Annotated in this window: 18 protein-coding genes; 15 read left to right on the forward strand and 3 right to left on the reverse strand. The window is 58.4% G+C overall.

Annotated elements, in window-relative coordinates; translation table 11 throughout:
- Window positions 1-203: 203 nt before the first annotated feature.
- Window positions 204-2,474, reverse strand: coding sequence for an ATP-dependent Clp protease ATP-binding subunit ClpA (clpA, locus tag ACYZT2_RS18040; RefSeq protein WP_461966123.1), 2,271 nt, complete (start codon window positions 2,472-2,474; stop codon window positions 204-206).
- Between the two features lie 30 nt (window positions 2,475-2,504).
- Complete coding sequence (clpS, locus tag ACYZT2_RS18045) at window positions 2,505-2,888, reverse strand: ATP-dependent Clp protease adapter ClpS (RefSeq protein WP_461966125.1); 384 nt, start codon at window positions 2,886-2,888, stop codon at window positions 2,505-2,507.
- 225 nt (window positions 2,889-3,113) lie between these two features.
- Here clpS and ACYZT2_RS18050 point away from each other — a divergent pair, with 225 nt between their 5' ends.
- Window positions 3,114-3,398, forward strand: a complete 285-nt coding sequence (locus tag ACYZT2_RS18050) for a cold shock domain-containing protein (protein ID WP_461966127.1) — start codon at window positions 3,114-3,116, stop codon at window positions 3,396-3,398.
- A 59-nt stretch (window positions 3,399-3,457) separates the two neighbouring features.
- On the opposite strand, the gene icd is transcribed toward ACYZT2_RS18050, so the two are convergent.
- On the reverse strand, window positions 3,458-4,714 hold the full coding sequence (gene icd, locus ACYZT2_RS18055; protein ID WP_007905029.1) for an NADP-dependent isocitrate dehydrogenase: 1,257 nt from the start codon (window positions 4,712-4,714) through the stop codon (window positions 3,458-3,460).
- Window positions 4,715-5,207: 493 nt separating this feature from the next.
- Between icd and ACYZT2_RS18060 the strand changes: the two genes are divergently transcribed.
- The 14 genes from ACYZT2_RS18060 to nuoF all read left to right on the forward strand — a co-directional run bounded on the left by ACYZT2_RS18060 (window position 5,208) and on the right by nuoF (window position 21,376).
- Window positions 5,208-7,433 carry an NADP-dependent isocitrate dehydrogenase gene (locus ACYZT2_RS18060; RefSeq protein ID WP_461966129.1) on the forward strand — a complete coding sequence of 742 codons (2,226 nt, stop codon included), beginning with the start codon at window positions 5,208-5,210 and terminating at the stop codon, window positions 7,431-7,433.
- Between the two features lie 214 nt (window positions 7,434-7,647).
- Entirely contained in the window at window positions 7,648-8,094 is a 447-nt protein-coding gene (locus ACYZT2_RS18065; protein WP_461966131.1) for an NUDIX hydrolase, read from the forward strand.
- A 59-nt stretch (window positions 8,095-8,153) separates the two neighbouring features.
- Window positions 8,154-9,287: a tRNA 2-thiouridine(34) synthase MnmA gene (gene mnmA / locus ACYZT2_RS18070; protein ID WP_461966133.1), complete on the forward strand. Its 1,134-nt coding sequence runs from the start codon at window positions 8,154-8,156 to the stop codon at window positions 9,285-9,287.
- A complete protein-coding gene (hflD, locus tag ACYZT2_RS18075; RefSeq protein WP_461966135.1) occupies window positions 9,284-9,907 on the forward strand; it encodes a high frequency lysogenization protein HflD in 624 nt (207 codons plus the stop codon). Before mnmA ends, hflD begins: the two co-directional genes overlap by 4 nt.
- Window positions 9,908-10,033: 126 nt before the next feature.
- The gene (purB, locus tag ACYZT2_RS18080) at window positions 10,034-11,404 is read left to right on the forward strand and encodes an adenylosuccinate lyase (RefSeq protein WP_461966137.1); all 1,371 of its coding nucleotides are present in this window, start codon (window positions 10,034-10,036) and stop codon (window positions 11,402-11,404) included.
- Window positions 11,405-11,490: 86 nt separating this feature from the next.
- Complete coding sequence (locus ACYZT2_RS18085; protein ID WP_461966139.1) at window positions 11,491-12,660, forward strand: ribosomal protein uL16 3-hydroxylase; 1,170 nt, start codon at window positions 11,491-11,493, stop codon at window positions 12,658-12,660.
- Window positions 12,653-13,078 (forward strand): GNAT family N-acetyltransferase, encoded by a 426-nt coding sequence (locus ACYZT2_RS18090; RefSeq protein ID WP_461966141.1) that lies wholly within the window; start codon window positions 12,653-12,655, stop codon window positions 13,076-13,078. The genes ACYZT2_RS18085 and ACYZT2_RS18090 overlap by 8 nt, the downstream gene beginning before the upstream one ends.
- 243 nt (window positions 13,079-13,321) lie before the next feature.
- Window positions 13,322-14,083 (forward strand): secretin N-terminal domain-containing protein, encoded by a 762-nt coding sequence (locus ACYZT2_RS18095; RefSeq protein ID WP_461966143.1) that lies wholly within the window; start codon window positions 13,322-13,324, stop codon window positions 14,081-14,083.
- Between the two features lie 513 nt (window positions 14,084-14,596).
- On the forward strand, window positions 14,597-15,922 hold the full coding sequence (gene aceA, locus ACYZT2_RS18100) for an isocitrate lyase (RefSeq protein ID WP_253544866.1): 1,326 nt from the start codon (window positions 14,597-14,599) through the stop codon (window positions 15,920-15,922).
- Window positions 15,923-16,568: 646 nt separating this feature from the next.
- The gene (locus tag ACYZT2_RS18105; RefSeq protein WP_007905050.1) at window positions 16,569-16,982 is read left to right on the forward strand and encodes an NADH-quinone oxidoreductase subunit A; all 414 of its coding nucleotides are present in this window, start codon (window positions 16,569-16,571) and stop codon (window positions 16,980-16,982) included.
- 10 nt (window positions 16,983-16,992) lie between these two features.
- The gene (locus ACYZT2_RS18110) at window positions 16,993-17,667 is read left to right on the forward strand and encodes a NuoB/complex I 20 kDa subunit family protein (protein WP_048396919.1); all 675 of its coding nucleotides are present in this window, start codon (window positions 16,993-16,995) and stop codon (window positions 17,665-17,667) included.
- 72 nt (window positions 17,668-17,739) lie between these two features.
- Window positions 17,740-19,524 (forward strand): NADH-quinone oxidoreductase subunit C/D, encoded by a 1,785-nt coding sequence (gene nuoC, locus ACYZT2_RS18115; protein WP_461966147.1) that lies wholly within the window; start codon window positions 17,740-17,742, stop codon window positions 19,522-19,524.
- Window positions 19,525-19,526: 2 nt separating this feature from the next.
- Entirely contained in the window at window positions 19,527-20,024 is a 498-nt protein-coding gene (gene nuoE / locus ACYZT2_RS18120; protein ID WP_030130919.1) for an NADH-quinone oxidoreductase subunit NuoE, read from the forward strand.
- On the forward strand, window positions 20,021-21,376 hold the full coding sequence (nuoF, locus tag ACYZT2_RS18125; protein ID WP_461966149.1) for an NADH-quinone oxidoreductase subunit NuoF: 1,356 nt from the start codon (window positions 20,021-20,023) through the stop codon (window positions 21,374-21,376). Before nuoE ends, nuoF begins: the two co-directional genes overlap by 4 nt.
- Window positions 21,377-21,401 lie beyond the last annotated feature (25 nt).

Here is a 21,401-nt window from a genome sequence, read left to right on the forward strand (position 1 = left end):
GCGGTTTTACCTCATGCACTTTTGGAAAACCGCACATATCCCCTGTGGGAGCGAGCCTGCTCGCGATGGCGTCGACAAATTCAACATTGATGCAAGCTGAACCACCGCTTTCGCGAGCAGGCTCGCTCCCACAGGGGTTTGGTGTGTTCTTCAAGACAGCAAAAAGGCGCCTTTCGGCGCCTTTTGCTTTGTTGCGGTTAACGTCAGGCCATTTCAGCCGTGGTCTCGAACTCGAAGGTCAGCTCGCCGTCCTTGATGTCGATGTGTACCACACCGCCATGTTCGGCCAGTTCGCCGAAGAGGATCTCTTCGGCCAGCGGACGCTTGATCTTGTCCTGAATCAAACGCGCCATTGGGCGAGCACCCATTGCCGAGTCGTAGCCGCCCGCTGCCAGCCAGCTGCGAGCAGCGTCGGTGACTTCCAGCAGCACACGCTTGTCTTCCAGCTGCGCCTGAAGTTCGGTAAGGAACTTGTCCACCACGCTTTTGATGACCTCATGGCTGAGGCGACCAAACTGGATAATGGTGTCCAGACGGTTACGGAACTCCGGCGTGAAGCTCTTCTTGATCACTTCCATCGCATCGGACGAGTGGTCCTGATAGGTGAAACCGATCGAAGCACGCGCTGCGGTCTCGGCACCGGCGTTGGTCGTCATGATGACGATCACGTTACGGAAGTCCGCCTTGCGCCCGTTGTTATCGGTCAGCGTACCGTGGTCCATGACCTGCAACAGCAGGTTGAAGACTTCCGGATGCGCCTTCTCGATTTCATCGAGCAACAGCACGCAGTGAGGCTGCTTGGTAATGGCTTCGGTCAGCAGACCGCCCTGATCGAACCCGACATAGCCTGGAGGTGCACCGATCAGACGCGATACGGTGTGGCGCTCCATGTACTCGGACATGTCGAAGCGAAGCAGTTCGACTCCCAGCGCCTTGGCCAGTTGCCGCGCGGCCTCGGTTTTACCGACACCGGTCGGCCCTGCGAACAGGAACGAACCGACTGGCTTGTCAGGTGACTTGAGGCCTGCACGGGACAGTTTGATCGCAGTCGACAGCGAGTCGATCGCCGCATCCTGGCCAAATACCGTGAGCTTCAGGTCACGCTCAAGGTTACGCAGCAGCTCTTTGTCGGAACTGGTGACGTGTTTTGGCGGAATTCGCGCGATTTTCGCAACGATGTCCTCGACCTGAGGCACTTCGATACGTTTCACGCGCTTCTCGATCGGTTGCAGACGCTGATAGGCGCCTGCCTCGTCGATGACGTCGATCGCCTTGTCCGGCATGTGCCGGTCATTGATGTAACGCGAGGCCAGTTCAGCAGCGGCGCGCAGGGCTTCATCGCTGTATTCGATGTTGTGGTGCGCTTCGAAACGTCCTTTCAGGCCACGCAGGATGCCAATGGTGTCTTCCACCGAAGGTTCCGACACATCGACCTTCTGGAAGCGCCGAGCCAGAGCACGGTCCTTCTCGAAGATCCCGCGGAATTCCTGGAACGTGGTCGAACCGATGCAGCGAATGTCGCCCGAAGACAGCAATGGCTTGAGCAGGTTCGAAGCATCCATGACGCCACCGGACGCAGCGCCCGCACCAATGATGGTGTGGATCTCGTCGATGAACAGAATCGCCTGCGGACGTTTTTTCAGCTCATTGAGCAGCGCCTTGAAGCGCTTCTCGAAATCGCCGCGGTATTTGGTCCCGGCCAGCAAGGCCCCCAGATCGAGGGAATACACCACGCTGTTGGCCAGCAGATCCGGCACCTGGTTGTCGACAATGCGTTTGGCCAGACCTTCGGCAATCGCGGTTTTACCCACGCCTGCCTCGCCCACCAGCAGCGGGTTGTTTTTGCGACGACGCGCGAGAATCTGCGCGACGCGCTCGACCTCCAGCTCACGGCCTACCAACGGATCGATACGACCCTGGCGCGCGAGTTCGTTGAGGTTGCTGGCATAAGCATCCAGAGGATTGCCTGAAGAAGAAGACTCACCGCCCTCGTCGTCCTGCATATCTTGTTCACCTTCAGAGTGATCGCCATGCCCCGGTACTTTGGAAATGCCATGGGCGATGTAGTTGACGACATCGATGCGCGCAACGCTCTGCTGTTTCAGCAGAAACACTGCCTGACTCTCTTGCTCACTGAAGATTGCGACCAGCACGTTGGCGCCAGTCACTTCGCGTTTGCCCGAGCTCTGTACGTGAAAGACAGCACGCTGCAATACACGCTGGAAGCCCAGGGTTGGCTGAGTTTCACGATCCTCGTCATGAAGAGGGATCAATGGCGTGGTGGAGTCGATGAACTCCTGCAGATCATGCTTGAGTTTGTCGAGGTTTGCGCCGCAGGCACGCAAAACGGTGGCGGCAGCCTCATTATCCAATAGGGCCAGCAGAAGGTGCTCGACGGTCATGAATTCATGACGCTTCGAACGAGCCTCCTTGAAGGCAAGATTGAGGGTGACTTCGAGCTCGCGGTTTAACATAGCTTCACCTCATACCCAAGTGGTCGGCGATTAACCGTCCTTCTCGATTTCACAGAGTAGCGGATGCTGGCTTTCCCTGGCGTACTGGTTGACCTGCATGGCCTTGGTCTCCGCGATGTCGCGGGTAAACACTCCACATACTGCCCGTCCTTCTGTGTGGACGGCCAGCATGACCTTGGTCGCCAGCTCGCGATTCAGGTTAAAAAACACCTCGAGCACTTCGACGACGAAATCCATCGGTGTGTAGTCATCGTTGAACAAAACCACCTTGTACATCGGTGGCGCCTGTAAAGCAGGCTTAGCCTCCTGAACAGCAATGCCTGCGGAATCGTCGTCGTGTTCCTCCGGATGATCTTTTTGGAGAGTCGAGCGATCCTGATTGAATGTTAGTCGAATCTGGCTGATTGCATGCATGGAAAGAAAGGTTCGTCAGTTGTGCGAATACAGTGGTGGGGGCGGCCATCGAGGATTTCAACTCCGACTGCCCGGTCACCTTGACTATCGGAAAATCGGTGTTACAAACAATAGAGCCCACAGTGGGTAAAAAAGGTCCGCGGAGTCAATCTTATTTGCAAGATTTGACTGTGGATTAACTGGATGATACTCCAGTGATGGAGTCTGTTGCAGAGGGATATGGGTATGTCAGTCGGTAAGGTGAAATGGTTCAACAATGCCAAGGGGTTCGGTTTCATTAACACCGACGCCAGAGAAGGTCGCGACGAGGATGGAAAAGAAATCGATTTCTTTGCCCATTATTCGGCCATTAAAATGGACGGCTACAAGACCCTCAAGGCCGGACAAGCCGTAAACTTCGAGATTATTCAGGGCCCCAAGGGGCTTCACGCAGTGAATATCGCATCTGCTGACAACCCTAACGAACAGACTGCGCCCGCCACCCGGCAACAAGAAACTGTCTCGAGCTGACGTAACCTAATCATCCAGTCATAAAAAACCGCCCGAAGGCGGTTTTTTTGTCCGCTGACTTACATGTGCGAGATCAGCGCATCACCAAACGCGGAAGACGACAGCAGTTTCGCGCCCTCCATCAGACGTTCGAAGTCATAGGTCACGGTCTTCGCGGAGATCGCGCCGTTGGTGCCTTTGATGATCAGGTCGGCCGCTTCGGTCCAGCCCATGTGACGCAGCATCATCTCGGCGGACAAGATCAACGAACCCGGGTTGACCTGGTCCTTGCCGGCGTACTTCGGCGCAGTGCCGTGGGTCGCTTCGAACATGGCCACGGTGTCGGACAGGTTCGCACCCGGCGCGATACCGATACCGCCCACTTCAGCCGCCAGGGCGTCGGAGAGGTAGTCGCCGTTGAGGTTCAGGGTCGCGATCACATCGTATTCGGCCGGGCGCAGCAGGATCTGCTGGAGCATGGCGTCGGCGATGGCGTCCTTGACGATGACATTCTTGCCGGTTTTCGGGTTCTTGAACTGCATCCACGGACCGCCGTCGAGCAGGGTCGCGCCGAATTCTTCAGCGGCCACTTCGTAGGCCCATTCCTTGAAGGCACCTTCGGTGAACTTCATGATGTTGCCTTTGTGCACGATGGTCAGCGAGTCGCGGTCGTTATCGACTACATACTGCAGAGCCTTGCGCGCCAGACGCTTGGTGCCTTCCAGGGAAACCGGCTTGACGCCGATACCGCAGTTTTCGTCGAAACGGATCTTGGTGACGCCCATTTCTTCTTTAAGGAACTTGATGACCTTGGTCGCTTCCGGCGAACCGGCTTTCCATTCGATACCGGCATAAATGTCTTCCGAGTTTTCGCGGAAGATAGTCATGTCGACGTCGCCTGGCTTCTTGACCGGGCTCGGTACGCCTTCGAACCAGCGCACCGGACGCAGGCACACATACAAATCGAGCTGCTGACGCAGGGCCACGTTCAGCGAACGGATGCCGCCGCCGACCGGCGTGGTCAGAGGACCTTTGATGGAAACCACGTAATCCTTGACCGCGTCCAGGGTTTCCTGAGGCAGCCAGGTGTCCTGATCGTAAACCTGAGTCGCTTTCTCCCCGGCGTAGACTTCCATCCAGGAAATTTTGCGCTCGCCGCCGTAAGCCTTCTTAACAGCAGCATCGACAACCTTGATCATGACCGGGCTGATATCAACGCCAATACCATCACCTTCGATGAAGGGGATGATCGGGTTGTTAGGAACATTGAGAGAATGGTCTGCGTTGACGGTGATTTTGTCGCCGACGGCTGGAACCTGAATCTTCTTGTATCCCATGCTGTACTCCATTGTTTGGATTGAACATCTGGCTGCGTTCGAGCGTACCCCAGTTAAATCGGCGCGCAAACCCTATGTTCCACCCATCTGCCGCAAAGCTGCACAGTTCGCGACGTACAAGCCTGAAAGCAAAGGGAAAAGCGCCAAACTCAAGCACGGCGACCGACTCTACGCGTCGCACTCCCCTGCGACCTTTAGACCAATGGACGAAAAACGTTGCCTATGAACCATCGGCAGATTGCCAGCTACCTATGTATAATGCCGCCGCTGACCACAGAGTCACGACGGCCGACCGCTCTATCACAAGACGTTGGGCCCGAATAAGCCGGATTGTTACCGCAGTCCAACCGCTTGACGCTCGACTGATGCACCCAACATCACCGCGAAGAAACCTCGACATTCGGCTCATGGATGACTTTGAACGAACGCGCTTACCCGGCGCCCCTCGAGTTTCTGCGCACGCTTTAGCAAAGAAGAGAGAGTTAATCCGAATATGCCCACCCGCTCGAAGATCATCTATACCTTCACCGACGAAGCTCCAGCCCTCGCCACCTATTCACTGTTGCCTATCGTAGAGGCTTTCACCGCCTCGGCTGATATCGCCGTTGAAACCCGCGATATCTCTCTTGCAGGGCGCATTCTGGCCAGCTTCCCCGAGCAATTGGGTGACAAAGCCGTAGCCGACCACCTCGCCGAACTGGGCGACCTGGCCGTTACGCCTGAAGCCAACATCATCAAGCTGCCGAACATCAGCGCTTCGGTTCCGCAACTGCAGGCCGCGATCAAAGAGCTGCAAGCCCAGGGCTTCGCACTGCCGGACTACCCGGAAACCGTGACCAGCGATGCCGACAAGCTCGCCAAGTCGCGTTACGACAAAATCAAAGGCAGCGCCGTGAACCCGGTTCTGCGCGAAGGCAACTCTGATCGTCGTGCACCACTGTCGGTCAAGAACTACGCGCGCAAGCACCCGCACAAAATGGGCGCCTGGGCCAAAGACTCCAAGTCCCACATCGCTCACATGAGCACCGGCGATTTCTACGGCAGCGAAAAAGCTGCCCTGATCGACGCCGCTGACGCCGTCAAAATCGAACTGATCGCTCAAGACGGCACCACCACCGTCCTGAAAGAAAAAACCACCGTACAAGCCGGTGAGATCCTCGATTGCGCCGTTCTGAGCAAACAAGCGCTGCGCAGCTTCATCGCAGCCGAGATCGAAGACGCCAAAGCCAAAGGCGTGCTGCTGTCGGTTCACCTGAAAGCCACCATGATGAAGGTCTCCGACCCGATCATGTTCGGCCAGATCGTTGCCGAGTTCTATAAAGACGCACTGGCCAAGCACGCTGACGTGCTGGCACAGATCGGCTTCAACCTGAACAACGGCATCGGCGACCTGTACGCTCGCATCAAGGCTTTGCCTGCCGAGCAACAAGCGCAGATCGAAGCGGACATCCAGGCGGTCTACGCCGTTCGTCCGTCGTTGGCCATGGTCAATTCCGACAAAGGCATCACCAACCTGCACGTGCCTAGCGACGTCATCGTCGACGCCTCGATGCCAGCGATGATCCGTGACTCCGGCAAAATGTGGGGCACCGACGGCCAGTTGCACGACACCAAGGCTGTGATCCCGGATCGTTGCTACGCCACCATCTACCAGGCTGTGATCGAAGACTGCAAGGCTAACGGTGCTTTTGATCCAACCACCATGGGCAGCGTGCCAAACGTTGGCCTGATGGCGAAAAAAGCCGAAGAGTACGGCTCGCACGACAAGACTTTCCAGATCAAGGCGAATGGCGTGGTTCGGGTCTCCGACAGCGCTGGTCGCACTCTGCTGGAACAGTCGGTTGAAGCCGGCGACATCTTCCGCATGTGCCAGACCAAAGACGCGCCGATCCAGGATTGGGTCAAACTGGCCGTCAACCGTGCCCGTGCAAGCGCAACTCCGGCGATTTTCTGGCTGGACCCAATGCGCGCCCACGACGGCGTAGTGATCGAGAAAGTTCAGGCTTACCTGAAGGATCACGACACTGCCGGTCTGGATATCCAGATCATGGCGCCGGTCGATGCAATGAAGTTCACTTTGAAGCGCACTCGCGACGGCAAGGACACCATCTCGGTGACCGGCAACGTGCTGCGCGACTACCTGACTGACCTGTTCCCGATCATGGAACTGGGCACCAGCGCCAAGATGCTGTCGATCGTTCCGCTGATGAACGGCGGTGGTCTGTTCGAAACCGGCGCCGGCGGTTCGGCACCGAAGCACGTTCAGCAGCTGCTGGAAGAAAACTTCCTGCGCTGGGATTCGCTGGGTGAGTTCCTCGCCCTCGCCGCGTCCCTCGATCATTTGGGTGTGACGTACAACAACCCGAAAGCGCTGGTGCTGGCCAAGACCCTGGATCAGGCCACTGGCCAGTTCCTGGACAACAACAAGTCGCCATCGCGTAAAGTCGGCAACATCGACAACCGCGGCAGCCACTTCTACCTGGCGCTGTACTGGGCTCAAGCCCTGGCCGCCCAGACCGAAGACGCTGCACTGCGAGCGCAGTTTGGCGAACTGGCCAAAACCCTGACCGAGAACGAAGCGACCATCGTTGCCGAGCTCAACGCCGTTCAGGGCAAGCCAGTGGACATCGGCGGTTACTACCACGCCAATGCCGAGCTGATCAGCAAGGCCATGCGCCCAAGCAACACCTTCAACGCCGCGATTTCCGCGCTGGTTTAAGGTTGTAAGGGAACATCACAAGCCCCGGCCCTGCGCCGGGGTTTGTGTTTGTGGCGTTCACACATATTTATCTACCAGAACCGGACCTGTGGGAGCGAGCCTGCTCGCGAATGCGGCATATCCTTCAACACTGCATTGACTGACCTACCGCTTTCGCGAGCAGGCTCGCTCCCACATTGATCTTTGTTCCAATTTCAAAAATCGAGGAAGCTTTATGGATTGGCTACCCCACATCACCGTCGCGACCATCGTCGAAGACAACGGCCGCTTCCTGATGGTCGAAGAATCCAAGGGCGGACGAACGGTGCTCAACCAGCCCGCCGGCCACCTCGACCCGGACGAAACCCTGATCGAAGCCGCCGTGCGCGAAACACTTGAGGAAACCGGCTGGGATGTCGAGCCCACTGGCGTGGTAGGCATTTATCTCTATACCGCCCCGAGCAACGGCGTGACTTACCAACGGGTCTGCTTCACCGCAAAACCGCTCAAACATCACCCGGACTATCAGTTGGATGACGGCATCGTCGGCGCAAAATGGCTGACGCGTGACGAACTGCTGCAACAGCGCGCAAACTGGCGCAGTGAGCTGATCATCCGCTGTATCGATGATTATCTGGACGGCAAACACTTCGGTCTCGAACTGATCCGCCCTTCTCTTTAGCCTTGCGGGCTCCAGCCTGCTAGAATCGCGTCCTTTTTCAAGACACTCATTGAATCCCTATGCGTGATCCAGCCCCTTCTGACACACAAAAGAAGCGCGTCATTGTCGGCATGTCCGGCGGCGTGGACTCTTCCGTTTCCGCTCTCCTGCTGATCGAGCAGGGTTATGAGGTGGAAGGCCTGTTCATGAAGAACTGGGAAGAAGACGATGGAACGGAATACTGCACCGCCATGGATGACCTGGCGGACGCTCAGGCCGTGTGCGACAAGATTGGCATCAAGCTGCACACCGCCAACTTCGCCGCCGAGTACTGGGACAACGTGTTCGAGCATTTCCTGGCCGAGTACAAGGCCGGTCGCACGCCGAACCCGGACATCCTCTGCAACCGCGAAATCAAGTTCAAGGCGTTCCTCGATTACGCCATGATGCTCGGCGCCGACCTGATCGCCACCGGCCACTACGTGCGCCGCCGCGACATCAATGGCCGCACCGAATTGCTCAAGGGCCTGGATCCGAACAAGGACCAGAGCTACTTCCTGCACGCCGTCGGCGGTGAACAGATCGCCAAGACGCTGTTCCCGGTCGGCGAGCTGGAAAAACCCGAAGTGCGCGCGATTGCCGAGAAACACAACCTGGCCACCGCGAAGAAAAAGGATTCCACCGGGATTTGCTTTATCGGCGAACGCCGCTTCAGCGACTTCCTCAAGCAATACTTGCCGGCCCAACCAGGCGAGATCAAGACCACCGAAGGCGAAGTCATCGGCCGCCACCACGGCTTGATGTACCACACCATTGGCCAGCGTCAGGGCCTGGGCATCGGCGGCTTGAAAGACGCCGGTGACGAGCCATGGTACGTGCTGATCAAGGACCTGGAACACAACGAGCTGATCGTTGGCCAGGGCAATGATCACCCTTATCTGTTCTCCCGCGCCCTGCTCGCTTCGGACATTTATTGGGTCAACCCGATCGATTTGACCGAGCCGCGCAAGCTGACCGCCAAAGTGCGTTATCGCCAGAGCGACCAGCCTTGCACGCTGGAGAAGACCGCCAGCGGCTACCGCGCGACCTTCGATGACCCGCAACGCGCGGTCACCCCAGGCCAATCCGTGGTGTTCTACGACGGTGAAATCTGCCTTGGCGGTGGCGTGATCGAAGTGGCCGAACCCTGGACCAGCAAGGGTCAGCGTTCATGAGCCCGACTCAAGAGCAACTGACGGCCCTGGGCGGTGTGTTTCTGGCCGCCGTACTGGTCGACAAGATCGCCAAGAGTGGCCAGACCAATGAAGCAGGCCTGACCTGCATGCTCGGCAGCCTGTTGATTCGCGACCCCAAGAACACGCTGGAAGTCTATGGCGGTGACGACATCAACCTGCGTGAAGGCTACCGCGCATTGATCGGCGCCCTGGAACGCGACCCCAGCACCCTTCAGCGCGAACCGCTGCGCTATGCCCTGGCGATGCTGGGGCTGGAGCGTCAACTGGCCAAGCGAGACGACATGCTGGACGTGATCGGCAAGCGTCTGCCGCAGATTCAGTCTCAGGTCGAGCACTTCGGCCCGGCTCATGAAAACGTGATCGCTGCCTGCGGTGCGTTGTATCAGGACACCCTGAGCACCCTGCGCCAACGGATTCAGGTGCATGGCGACATGCGCAACCTCCAGCAACCGAGCAATGCGTCGAAGATTCGCGCGCTGTTGCTGGCCGGGATCCGTTCGGCACGCCTGTGGCGGCAGTTGGGCGGTCATCGCTGGCAGTTGGTGATCAGCCGGCGCAAGTTGCTTAAAGAGCTTTACCCGCTGATGCGCAGCAGCTGAACCGCGCCCGCAATACCGCTTTGTAGTCAGTACGCGTAATACGCCGGTCAGTTGGCAACGGACCGGCGGATTTTTTCATGTATGATACGCGCCCCATTTCGTTGCCCGACTGTCCGAGAACACCCCATGCAGCTCTCTTCGCTCACTGCGGTTTCCCCTGTTGACGGCCGCTACGCCGGCAAAACCCAGGCCCTGCGCCCAATTTTCAGCGAATACGGTCTGATCCGTGCTCGCGTTCTGGTTGAAGTGCGTTGGCTCCAGCGCCTGGCCGCTCACCCTGCCATCAGCGAAGTGCCGGCGTTCTCCGCCGAAGCCAACGCGGTGTTGAACACCCTGGCGGAAAACTTCTCTCTGGAGCACGCCGAGCGTGTCAAAGAGATCGAGCGCACCACCAACCACGACGTCAAAGCCATTGAGTACCTGCTCAAAGAGCAAGCGGCCAAGCTGCCAGAACTGGCTGCCGTCAGCGAATTCATCCACTTTGCCTGCACCAGCGAGGACATCAACAACCTGTCCCACGCCCTGATGCTGCGCGAAGGCCGTGATGACGTGATGCTGCCGCTGATGCGCCAGACCGCCGAAGCCATCCGCGAGCTGGCCATCCGTTTCGCTGACGTGCCGATGCTGTCGCGCACCCACGGCCAACCGGCTTCGCCGACTACTCTGGGCAAAGAGCTGGCGAACGTGGTTTACCGTCTTGAGCGTCAGATCGCTCAAGTCGCCGCTGTTCCGCTGTTGGGCAAGATCAACGGCGCTGTCGGCAACTACAACGCTCACCTGTCGGCCTACCCTCAGATCGACTGGGAAGCCAACGCCCGCGCCTTCATCGAAGACGAGCTGGGCCTGGGCTTCAACCCGTACACCACGCAGATCGAACCGCACGACTACATCGCCGAGCTGTTCGACGCGATCGCGCGCTTCAACACCATCCTGATCGACTTCGACCGCGACATCTGGGGCTACATCTCCCTGGGTTATTTCAAACAGCGCACCATTGCTGGCGAAATCGGTTCCTCGACCATGCCGCACAAGGTCAACCCGATCGACTTCGAAAACTCCGAAGGCAACTTAGGGATAGCCAACGCACTGTTCCAGCACTTGGCGAGCAAGCTGCCGATCTCCCGCTGGCAGCGCGACCTGACCGACTCCACCGTACTGCGCAACCTCGGTGTCGGCTTCGCCCACAGCGTGATCGCGTACGAAGCCAGCCTCAAAGGCATTAGCAAACTGGAGCTCAACCAGCAGAAGATTGCTGCTGACCTGGACGCGTGCTGGGAAGTGTTGGCCGAGCCGATCCAGACCGTAATGCGTCGCTACAACATCGAAAACCCGTACGAGAAATTGAAAGAGCTGACTCGCGGCAAGGGCATCAGCCCTGAAGCGCTGCAGACCTTCATCGACGGGCTGGACATGCCGGCGCAAGCCAAGGCCGAGCTGAAACTGCTCACCCCGGCAAACTACATCGGCAACGCTGTAGCGCAAGCCAAACGCATCTGATCGACCGCTTTACCCGTTTGAGACGCCCGGCAGCGCCGGGCGTTTTTATTCCCGTCTGAAAAGTGCTTTTTTTCAATAGGTTACACATGAATCCTGATACTCCTCTTCAACTTCTGGGCGGCATCACGGCGCGCGAATTCCTGCGCGATTACTGGCAGAAAAAACCGCTGCTGATCCGTCAGGCGATTCCTGATTTCGAAAGCCCGATCGACGCCGACGAACTGGCTGGCCTGGCGCTGGAAGAAGAAGTCGAATCGCGCCTGATCATTGAGCACGGCGAGCGCCCTTGGGAATTGCGCCGCGGCCCGTTTGCCGAAGACGAATTCAGCAAGTTGCCGGAACGCGAGTGGACCCTGCTGGTTCAAGCCGTTGATCAATTCGTGCCGGAAGTCAGCGAACTGCTCGAGCATTTCCGCTTTCTGCCGAGCTGGCGCATCGACGACGTAATGATCAGCTTCGCCGCCCCGGGTGGCAGTGTCGGCCCGCACTTCGACAACTACGATGTGTTCCTGCTGCAGGGTCACGGCAAGCGCAACTGGAAAATCGGCCAGATGTGCGACTCCGAGAGCCCGTTGCTGCAACACGCGGACCTGCGCATCCTCGCTGATTTCGAAGCCACCGATGAGTGGGTTCTGGAACCGGGCGACATGCTCTACCTGCCGCCGCGCCTGGCTCATTGCGGCGTGGCCGTTGACGACTGCATGACTTACTCGGTCGGTTTCCGTGCACCGAGCGCCGCTGAAGTGCTGACCCACTTCACCGATTTCCTCAGCCAGTTCCTGTCGGACGAAGAGCGTTACACCGACGCCGACGCCCTGCCGGCGGTCGATCCGCACCAGATCCAGCACGACGCGCTCGATCGCCTGAAAAGCCTGCTGGCCGAGCACATGAGCGACGAGCGCCTGCTGCTGACCTGGTTCGGCCAGTTCATGACCGAGCCTCGCTACCCGGAGCTGGTAGTTGGTCCGGAAGAGGTTGAAGAAGACGACCTGCTCGCCAGCCTCGAGCAAGGCGCCGTGCTGATCCGCAACCCGAGCGCGCGCCTGGCCTGGTCGGAAGTCGATGACGACCTGCTGCTGTTTGCCAGCGGTCAGAGCCGTTATCTGCCGGGCAAACTGCGCGACCTGCTGAAGATGATTTGCGCCGCCGATGCACTGCACGTCGACAATCTCGGCGACTGGCTGAGCGACGAAGACGGCCGCGGCCTGCTGTGTGAACTGATCAAGCAGGGAAGCCTGGGGTTTGCCGATGAATAAAATTCACGTACGTGTCGCAGACTGGCAAAAGGACAACGCCGAGATCCGGCGCATTCGTGAGACGGTGTTCATCGCCGAGCAATCTGTTCCGCCTGAACTGGAATGGGATGCTGATGACGCAACGGCAGTCCACTTTCTGGCCTTTGAAGGCGACTTTCCGATCGGCACCGCCCGCCTGCTACCCGATGGTCACATCGGCCGGGTGTCGGTGCTCAAGGACTGGCGCGGCTTGAAAGTCGGCGATGCGCTGATGCACGCGGTGATCGGTGAAGCCGAGGAGCGCGGGCTGAAGCAGCAGATGCTGAGCGCGCAAGTGCAGGCCACAGCGTTCTATGAGCGCCTGGGCTTCAGTATGGTCAGTGAGGAATTCCTGGAAGCCGGGATTCCGCATGTGGACATGGTGCGTCATTCGGCATAACACCGAGGTGCTGCCATCGCGAGCAGGCTCGCTCCCACAGTGGATTGATGGTGTTGCTGCAATCTGTAACAACACCTAAAACCCTGTGGGAGCGAGCTTGCTCGCGATGAGGCCCGCAAGAACACACAAAACGCCCCGCCATCAACGGATGTCGGGGCGTTTTGCTGTCTGTGATTCAACTCGCACCACGCCGGGCCGACAAACTGGCACTATCAATACTTTAAGTTGGCGGAGATAACGGAAATGTCCCTACGCACCCTGCTCACCACGCTGCTATTGACCTGCAGTTTTTCGGTCATGGCCGCCACCGAGATCGTGCCACTGAATTATCGCACCAGCGCCGACCTGCTGCCGGTGGCGCAGAACTTCATCGGCAAGGACGGCCAAGTCAGCGCCTATGGCAATCAGCTGATCGTCAACGCAGAACAGCGCAAGATCGACGAACTCAAGGCCGTGATCAGCCAACTCGACGTTGCCGCCAAGCGCTTGCTGATCACGGTCGACACCAACGAAAACAACTTCCAGGGCGATCAGGGTTACTCGGTGAACGGTGCCAAGCCGAGCCAGACCCGCATCATCAACCACAGCACTGACAGCCGTGACGGCGGTATCCAGCAGGTTCAAGCCAGTGAAGGCACACCCGCGCTGATCCAAGTCGGCCAGAGCGTGCCGCTCACCAGCACGCAGACCGATTCCTATGGCGACCTGCGCAGCCAGACCGAATACCGCAACGTCACCCAAGGCTTCTACGTCACCGCCAGCGTCACCGGCGACATCGTTCACCTGGCAATCAGTACTAATCGTGACCGGATGAGCCAGGAACGTGCCGATGTAGTGAACGTGCAAAGTACCGACACAACTGTCAGCGGCCGACTGGGCGAGTGGATCACCCTGGCCGGCGTAAATCGCCAGACTCAGGCCGACAAACAGGGCCCGACCCTCAGCTACTCGACTCAGGGCCGGGATGACATGACTCTGCGGGTGAAAGTCGATACGTTGGACTAAAGCACCGAAAACTGACTGATTAGTCGTATTAGACCAAAGATGTAGTGCTTGAAAAAAAGCACTACAAAACGTTTGACGAGCCAAAAAAGCAAAGGCATGATGGCCTCGCTCCCGCTAATCAGAGGCCCTGGCAAGGGCTTTCGAGTTGTTGTTCGCACCTACCCCGCGAGCCGATTCGTGTCTGTACCGCCCACAAGGTGTGTTTGACGAGGTTGCCGACTGGAACGAAGTTGTCCCGAGGGACGGAAGCGTAATTAGGTAACCCGGCTCCACACTGAAGTTCGCACCAAGGCCCACGACGCCTGAATGCGCTCGCCAGTTCGCCCTTACCTGCTCACTTCCCCAAGGGCCCATCGTTCATCCCGTCGCCTTCCCCGCCGAACCCTACTTGACCGCCTAAGCTTCTGGTCAGCGAGCAGCCTCTTACGCCCTTCTTGAAACGCGTACTTGGCTGGAGCAGTAATTTTCCACCCAAGAACGACTTTTCATAAAGACGCGACGAGGTTTATCTCCATGGCACTGACACGCGAACAGCAAATTGCAGCCCTCGAAAAAGATTGGGCTGAAAACCCGCGCTGGAAAGGCGTGACACGCAATTACTCCGCTGCTGACGTCGTCCGTCTGCGTGGCTCGGTTCAACCTGAGCACACCTTTGCAAAAATGGGCGCCGACAAGCTTTGGAACCTGGTGACCCAGGGTGCCAAGCCGTCCTTCCGTCCTGAGAAAGATTTCGTCAACTGCATGGGCGCCCTGACCGGCGGCCAGGCTGTGCAACAAGTCAAGGCCGGTATCCAGGCGATCTACCTGTCGGGCTGGCAAGTGGCTGCGGACAACAACTCCGCCGAATCGATGTACCCGGATCAGTCGCTGTACCCGGTGGATTCGGTTCCGACCGTGGTCAAGCGCATCAACAACTCGTTCCGTCGTGCCGACCAGATCCAGTGGAAAGCCGGCAAGAACCCGGGCGACGAAGGTTACATCGACTACTTCGCCCCTATCGTGGCTGACGCTGAAGCCGGTTTCGGCGGCGTATTGAACGCCTACGAACTGATGAAGAGCATGATCGAAGCAGGCGCCGCCGGCGTTCACTTCGAAGACCAACTGGCTTCCGTAAAAAAATGCGGCCACATGGGCGGCAAGGTACTGGTTCCTACCCAGGAAGCCGTGCAGAAGCTGACCGCTGCTCGTCTGGCAGCTGACGTTGCCGGTACACCGACCATTATCCTGGCCCGTACCGACGCTAACGCAGCCGACTTGCTGACTTCCGATTGTGATCCGTACGACCAGCCATTCGTGACTGGCGAACGCACCCAGGAAGGTTTCTACAAAGTGCGCGCCGGCCTCGACCAGGCCATCGCTCGCGGCCTGGCCTACGCACCGTTCGCCGACCTGATCTGGTGCGAAACCGCCAAGCCGGATCTGGACGAGGCTCGTCGCTTCGCTGAAGCGATCAAAAAGGAATACCCGGACCAACTGCTGTCGTACAACTGCTCGCCTTCCTTCAACTGGAAGAAAAACCTGGACGACGCGACCATCGCCAAGTTCCAGCGCGAACTGTCCGCCATGGGTTACAAGCACCAGTTCATCACCCTGGCCGGCATTCACAACATGTGGCACAGCATGTTCAACCTGGCGCACGACTACGCCCGCAACGACATGACTGCCTACGTGAAGCTGCAAGAGCAAGAGTTCGCTGACGCCTCCAAGGGTTACACCTTCGTGGCTCACCAGCAGGAAGTGGGCACCGGCTACTTCGACGACATGACCACCGTGATTCAAGGTGGCACGTCCTCGGTGACCGCGCTGACTGGTTCGACCGAAGAAGAACAGTTCCACTGATCTGCTTCGTTTAAGCAAACGGCCCTTGCGGACCGAATAAAAAGCTAACCGCAAAGCCGCTCATCTGACGCCCCGACTGGTTCGGGGCGTTTTTTTGCCTGTGATTTTTCGACCACTGCAAAACCCTGTGGGGAGCCGGGCTTGCCCGCGATGGCGGTGTGTCAGGCGCTGCAGATGTTGACTGACAGGCCGCTATCGCGGGCAAGCCCGGCTTCCACAGGGAATAACCCACAAAATTGTGCGAAAAACATTGATCCAGAGCAGTTTCACGACCCGGAAAAGTGGGTAAAACGAGCACGCCTGCTACTTGCAGTAACGCGCATATAAGACAACTGCCCAGCCACTCACCCGTTAAACAGTTTGAAAACAGCGTCAAATAATATTGATTATCATTTAGCGGCAACTATGTTCGTTACATTCCCTACAAAACATATTTGACAAAACCCCCGCTAATGCCCGAGCGGCATGGGCTACAGGGCTTTGGAGGCACGCTATGTCCTTATTCTTGTAAATAATTTCGCTATCTGAATTTTACTTGCTCGGTGTTTAGCCATAAAATCACCGCGATTGATTGCTGCGACATATCGTCACTGCTTTGTTTCTTTTCAAGCTCAGAGACCTTTGCTCTCTGTTAAGGATTACCAGCATGCCCGAAGCGACCGGACTCATGGCCCACAACTGGGGCTTTGCCATTTTCCTTCTGGGTGTCGGCGGCCTTTGCGCCTTCATGCTCGGCGTCTCCAGCCTCCTCGGGTCAAAAGCCTGGGGTCGCAGTAAAAACGAACCGTTCGAGTCCGGCATGTTACCTACCGGTGGCGCCCGCTTGCGGCTCTCAGCCAAATTCTATCTGGTCGCGATGCTCTTCGTGATCTTCGATATCGAAGCCCTTTTTCTCTTTGCCTGGTCTGTGTCCGTCCGCGAAAGCGGCTGGACCGGATTCGTCGAAGCTCTCGTTTTCATAGCAATTCTGTTGGCAGGTCTTGTCTACCTATTCCGAGTGGGCGCCCTTGACTGGGCTCCGGAAGCTCGTCGTAAGCGGCAAGCGAAGCTGAAACAATGAGGCTTTGGCAATGCAATACAATCTCACCAGGATCGACCCCGATGCTCCTAACGAGCAGTATCCGATTGGCAAACGGGAAACCGTTTCCGATCCGTTAGAAGATCAAGTTCACAAAAACATTTTCATGGGCAAGCTCGAAGACGTGCTCAACGGCACGATCAACTGGGGGCGCAAGAACTCCCTGTGGCCGTATAACTTCGGTCTTTCGTGCTGCTACGTGGAAATGACCACCGCCTTCACGGCGCCCCACGACATCGCGCGCTTTGGCGCCGAGGTTATCCGGGCATCGCCGCGTCAGGCGGATTTCATGGTTATCGCCGGTACCTGCTTCATCAAGATGGCGCCGATCATTCAGCGTCTCTACGAGCAAATGCTCGAGCCTAAGTGGGTTATCTCCATGGGTTCGTGCGCCAACTCCGGTGGCATGTACGACATCTACTCCGTCGTTCAAGGGGTGGACAAGTTCCTGCCCGTGGACGTCTACGTGCCTGGCTGCCCGCCCCGCCCTGAAGCTTTTCTGCAAGGCTTGATGCTCTTGCAAGAGTCGATTGGACAGGAGCGTCGCCCACTTTCCTGGGTCGTCGGCGATCAAGGCGTGTACCGCGCCGAGATGCCTTCGCAAAAGGAACAGCGCCGCGAACAGCGAATCGCAGTCACCAACCTGCGCAGCCCCGACGAAGTCTGATCCAGATCTGCTTCTTTTATAGAACGAGACACTGGCTTCATTCTTTACGTTGACCGAAAGCGATAAATAACCATGACTACAGGCAGTGCTCTGTACATCCCGCCTTATAAGGCAGACGACCAGGATGTGGTCGTCGAACTGAACAACCGTTTTGGCCCCGAGGCGTTCACCGCCCAGCCTACCCGCACCGGCATGCCGGTGCTTTGGGTTGCCCGCGCCAAACTCGTTGAAGTCCTGACCTTCCTGCGCAACCTGCCCAAGCCGTACGTCATGCTCTATGACCTGCACGGCGTGGACGAGCGTTTGCGCACCAAGCGTCAAGGGCTGCCTAGCGGCGCCGACTTCACTGTGTTCTATCACTTGATGTCGATCGAACGTAATAGTGACGTAATGATCAAGGTCGCCTTGTCCGAGAGCGACCTCAGCGTGCCGACCGTTACCGGCATCTGGCCGAACGCCAACTGGTACGAGCGTGAAGTGTGGGACATGTACGGCATCAACTTTGCCGGTCACCCGCACCTGACCCGCATCATGATGCCGCCGACCTGGGAAGGTCACCCGCTACGCAAGGACTTCCCGGCCCGTGCCACCGAGTTCGACCCGTTCAGCCTGACCCTGGCCAAGCAACAGCTTGAGGAAGAAGCCGCGCGCTTCAAGCCTGAAGAGTGGGGCATGAAGCGTTCCGGTGCGAACGAGGACTACATGTTCCTCAACCTGGGTCCCAACCACCCTTCGGCGCACGGTGCGTTCCGCATCATTCTGCAGCTGGACGGTGAAGAGATCGTCGATTGCGTACCAGACGTCGGTTACCACCACCGTGGCGCCGAGAAGATGGCCGAGCGTCAGTCCTGGCACAGCTTCATTCCGTACACCGACCGTATCGACTACCTCGGCGGCGTGATGAACAACCTGCCGTACGTGCTCTCGGTCGAGAAACTGGCCGGCATCAAGGTGCCCGAGAAGGTCGACGTCATCCGCATCATGATGGCCGAGTTCTTCCGGATCACCAGCCACCTGCTGTTCCTGGGGACTTACATCCAGGACGTGGGCGCCATGACTCCGGTGTTCTTCACGTTCACCGACCGTCAGAAGGCGTACACAGTGATCGAAGCCATTACCGGCTTCCGTCTGCACCCGGCCTGGTACCGCATCGGTGGCGTCGCTCACGACCTGCCGCGCGGCTGGGAAAAACTGGTGAAAGACTTCATCGAGTGGATGCCAAAGCGTCTGGACGAATACCAGAAAGCCGCACTGGACAACAGCATCCTGCGTGGCCGGACCATCGGCGTCGCCGCCTACAACACCAAAGAAGCCCTGGAATGGGGCGTCACCGGTTCCGGCCTGCGTTCGACCGGTTGCGATTTCGACCTGCGCAAAGCTCGCCCTTACTCCGGCTACGAGAACTTCGAATTCGAAATCCCGCTGGCGGCCAATGGCGATGCCTATGACCGTTGCATCGTTCGCGTCGAAGAAATGCGCCAGAGCCTCAAGATCATCGAGCAGTGCATGCGCAACATGCCGGAAGGCCCGTACAAGGCGGATCACCCGCTGACCACGCCGCCACCCAAAGAGCGCACGCTGCAACACATCGAGACCCTGATCACGCACTTCCTGCAAGTTTCGTGGGGTCCGGTCATGCCGGCCAACGAATCCTTCCAGATGATCGAAGCGACCAAGGGCATCAACAGTTATTACCTGACGAGCGATGGCGGCACCATGAGCTACCGCACCCGGATTCGTACTCCAAGCTTCCCGCACCTGCAGCAGATCCCTTCGGTGATCAAAGGCAGCATGGTCGCGGACTTGATCGCGTATCTGGGTAGTATCGATTTCGTTATGGCCGACGTGGACCGCTAAGCATGAACAGCCCGCTTATCCAGACAGACCGTTTCGCCCTGAGCGAAACCGAGCGCTCGGCCATCGAGCACGAGCTGCATCACTACGAAGACCCGCGCGCGGCGTCGATCGAAGCCCTGAAGATCGTCCAGAAGGAACGTGGCTGGGTGCCTGACGGCGCGCTCTACGCCATCGGCGAGATCCTCGGCATCCCGGCCAGCGACGTTGAAGGGGTGGCGACGTTCTACAGCCAGATCTTCCGTCAACCGGTTGGCCGTCACATCATTCGCGTCTGCGACAGCATGGTCTGCTACATCGGCGGCCACGAGTCGGTGGTCAGCGAAATCCAGAGCAAGCTGGGCATCGGCTTGGGTCAGACTACCGTCGACGGTCGTTTCACCCTGTTGCCGGTCTGCTGCCTCGGCAACTGCGACAAGGCGCCGGCGTTGATGATCGACGACGACACGTTCGGTGATGTGCAGCCTGCCGGCGTTGCCAAATTGCTCGAGGGCTACGTATGACCCTGACTTCCTTCGGTCCAGCCAACCGCATCAAGCGTGTCGCTGAGACTCACCCGCTCACCTGGCGTCTGCGTGACGACGGCGAAGCCGTATGGCTCGACGAGTACCAGGCCAAGAACGGTTACGCCGCTGCGCGCAAGGCCTTCGCCGAGATGGCCCAGGACGACATCGTCCAGACCGTGAAAGACTCCGGCCTCAAGGGCCGCGGCGGTGCAGGCTTCCCCACGGGCGTGAAGTGGGGCCTGATGCCCAAGGACGAATCCATCAACATCCGCTACCTGCTGTGCAACGCGGATGAGATGGAGCCGAACACCTGGAAAGACCGCATGCTGATGGAGCAACTGCCCCATCTGTTGATCGAAGGCATGCTGATCAGTGCTCGCGCGCTGAAAACCTACCGTGGCTACATCTTCCTGCGTGGCGAATACACCACCGCCGCCAAGCACCTGAACCGTGCCGTGGAAGAAGCCAAGGCAGCAGGCCTGCTGGGTAAAAACATCCTGGGCAGCGGCTTCGATTTCGAGCTGTTCGTCCATACCGGCGCCGGGCGTTACATCTGCGGTGAAGAAACCGCACTGATCAACTCGCTCGAAGGCCGCCGCGCCAACCCGCGCTCCAAGCCGCCCTTCCCTGCCGCCGTAGGCGTGTGGGGCAAGCCGACTTGCGTGAACAACGTGGAAACCCTGTGCAACGTGCCGGCGATCATTGCCGACGGCGTGGACTGGTACAAATCGTTGGCCCGCGAAGGCAGCGAAGACATGGGCACCAAGCTCATGGGCTTTTCCGGCAAGGTCAAGAACCCTGGTCTTTGGGAATTGCCGTTCGGCGTCACCGCTCGCGAGCTGTTCGAAGACTACGCGGGTGGTATGCGCGACGGTTACAAGCTCAAATGCTGGCAGCCAGGCGGCGCCGGTACCGGTTTCCTGTTGCCGGAACACCTGGACGCACAAATGTACGCCGGCGGCATCGCCAAAGTGGGCACCCGTATGGGTACCGGCCTGGCCATGGCGGTGGACGACAGCGTCAACATGGTGTCCTTGCTGCGCAACATGGAAGAGTTCTTCTCCCGCGAATCCTGCGGCTTCTGCACCCCGTGCCGTGACGGTCTGCCGTGGAGCGTCAAGCTGCTGCGCGCGATCGAGAACGGTGAAGGGCAAGCCGGCGATATCGAGACCCTGCTGGGTCTGGTCGGTTTCCTCGGCCCAGGCAAGACCTTCTGTGCACACGCACCGGGTGCCGTGGAGCCGTTGGGCAGCGCCATCAAATACTTCCGTCCAGAGTTCGAAGCCGGCATCGCGCCTACCAGCGCCGTCGTCCCGCCTCTGGCAAAGCCGATCGTAGTCGGCGCGTAAACGCTTAAAAAGGCGAAGGGTCCGT

The sequence above is a fragment of the Pseudomonas sp. MDT1-85 genome, from assembly GCF_054898065.1.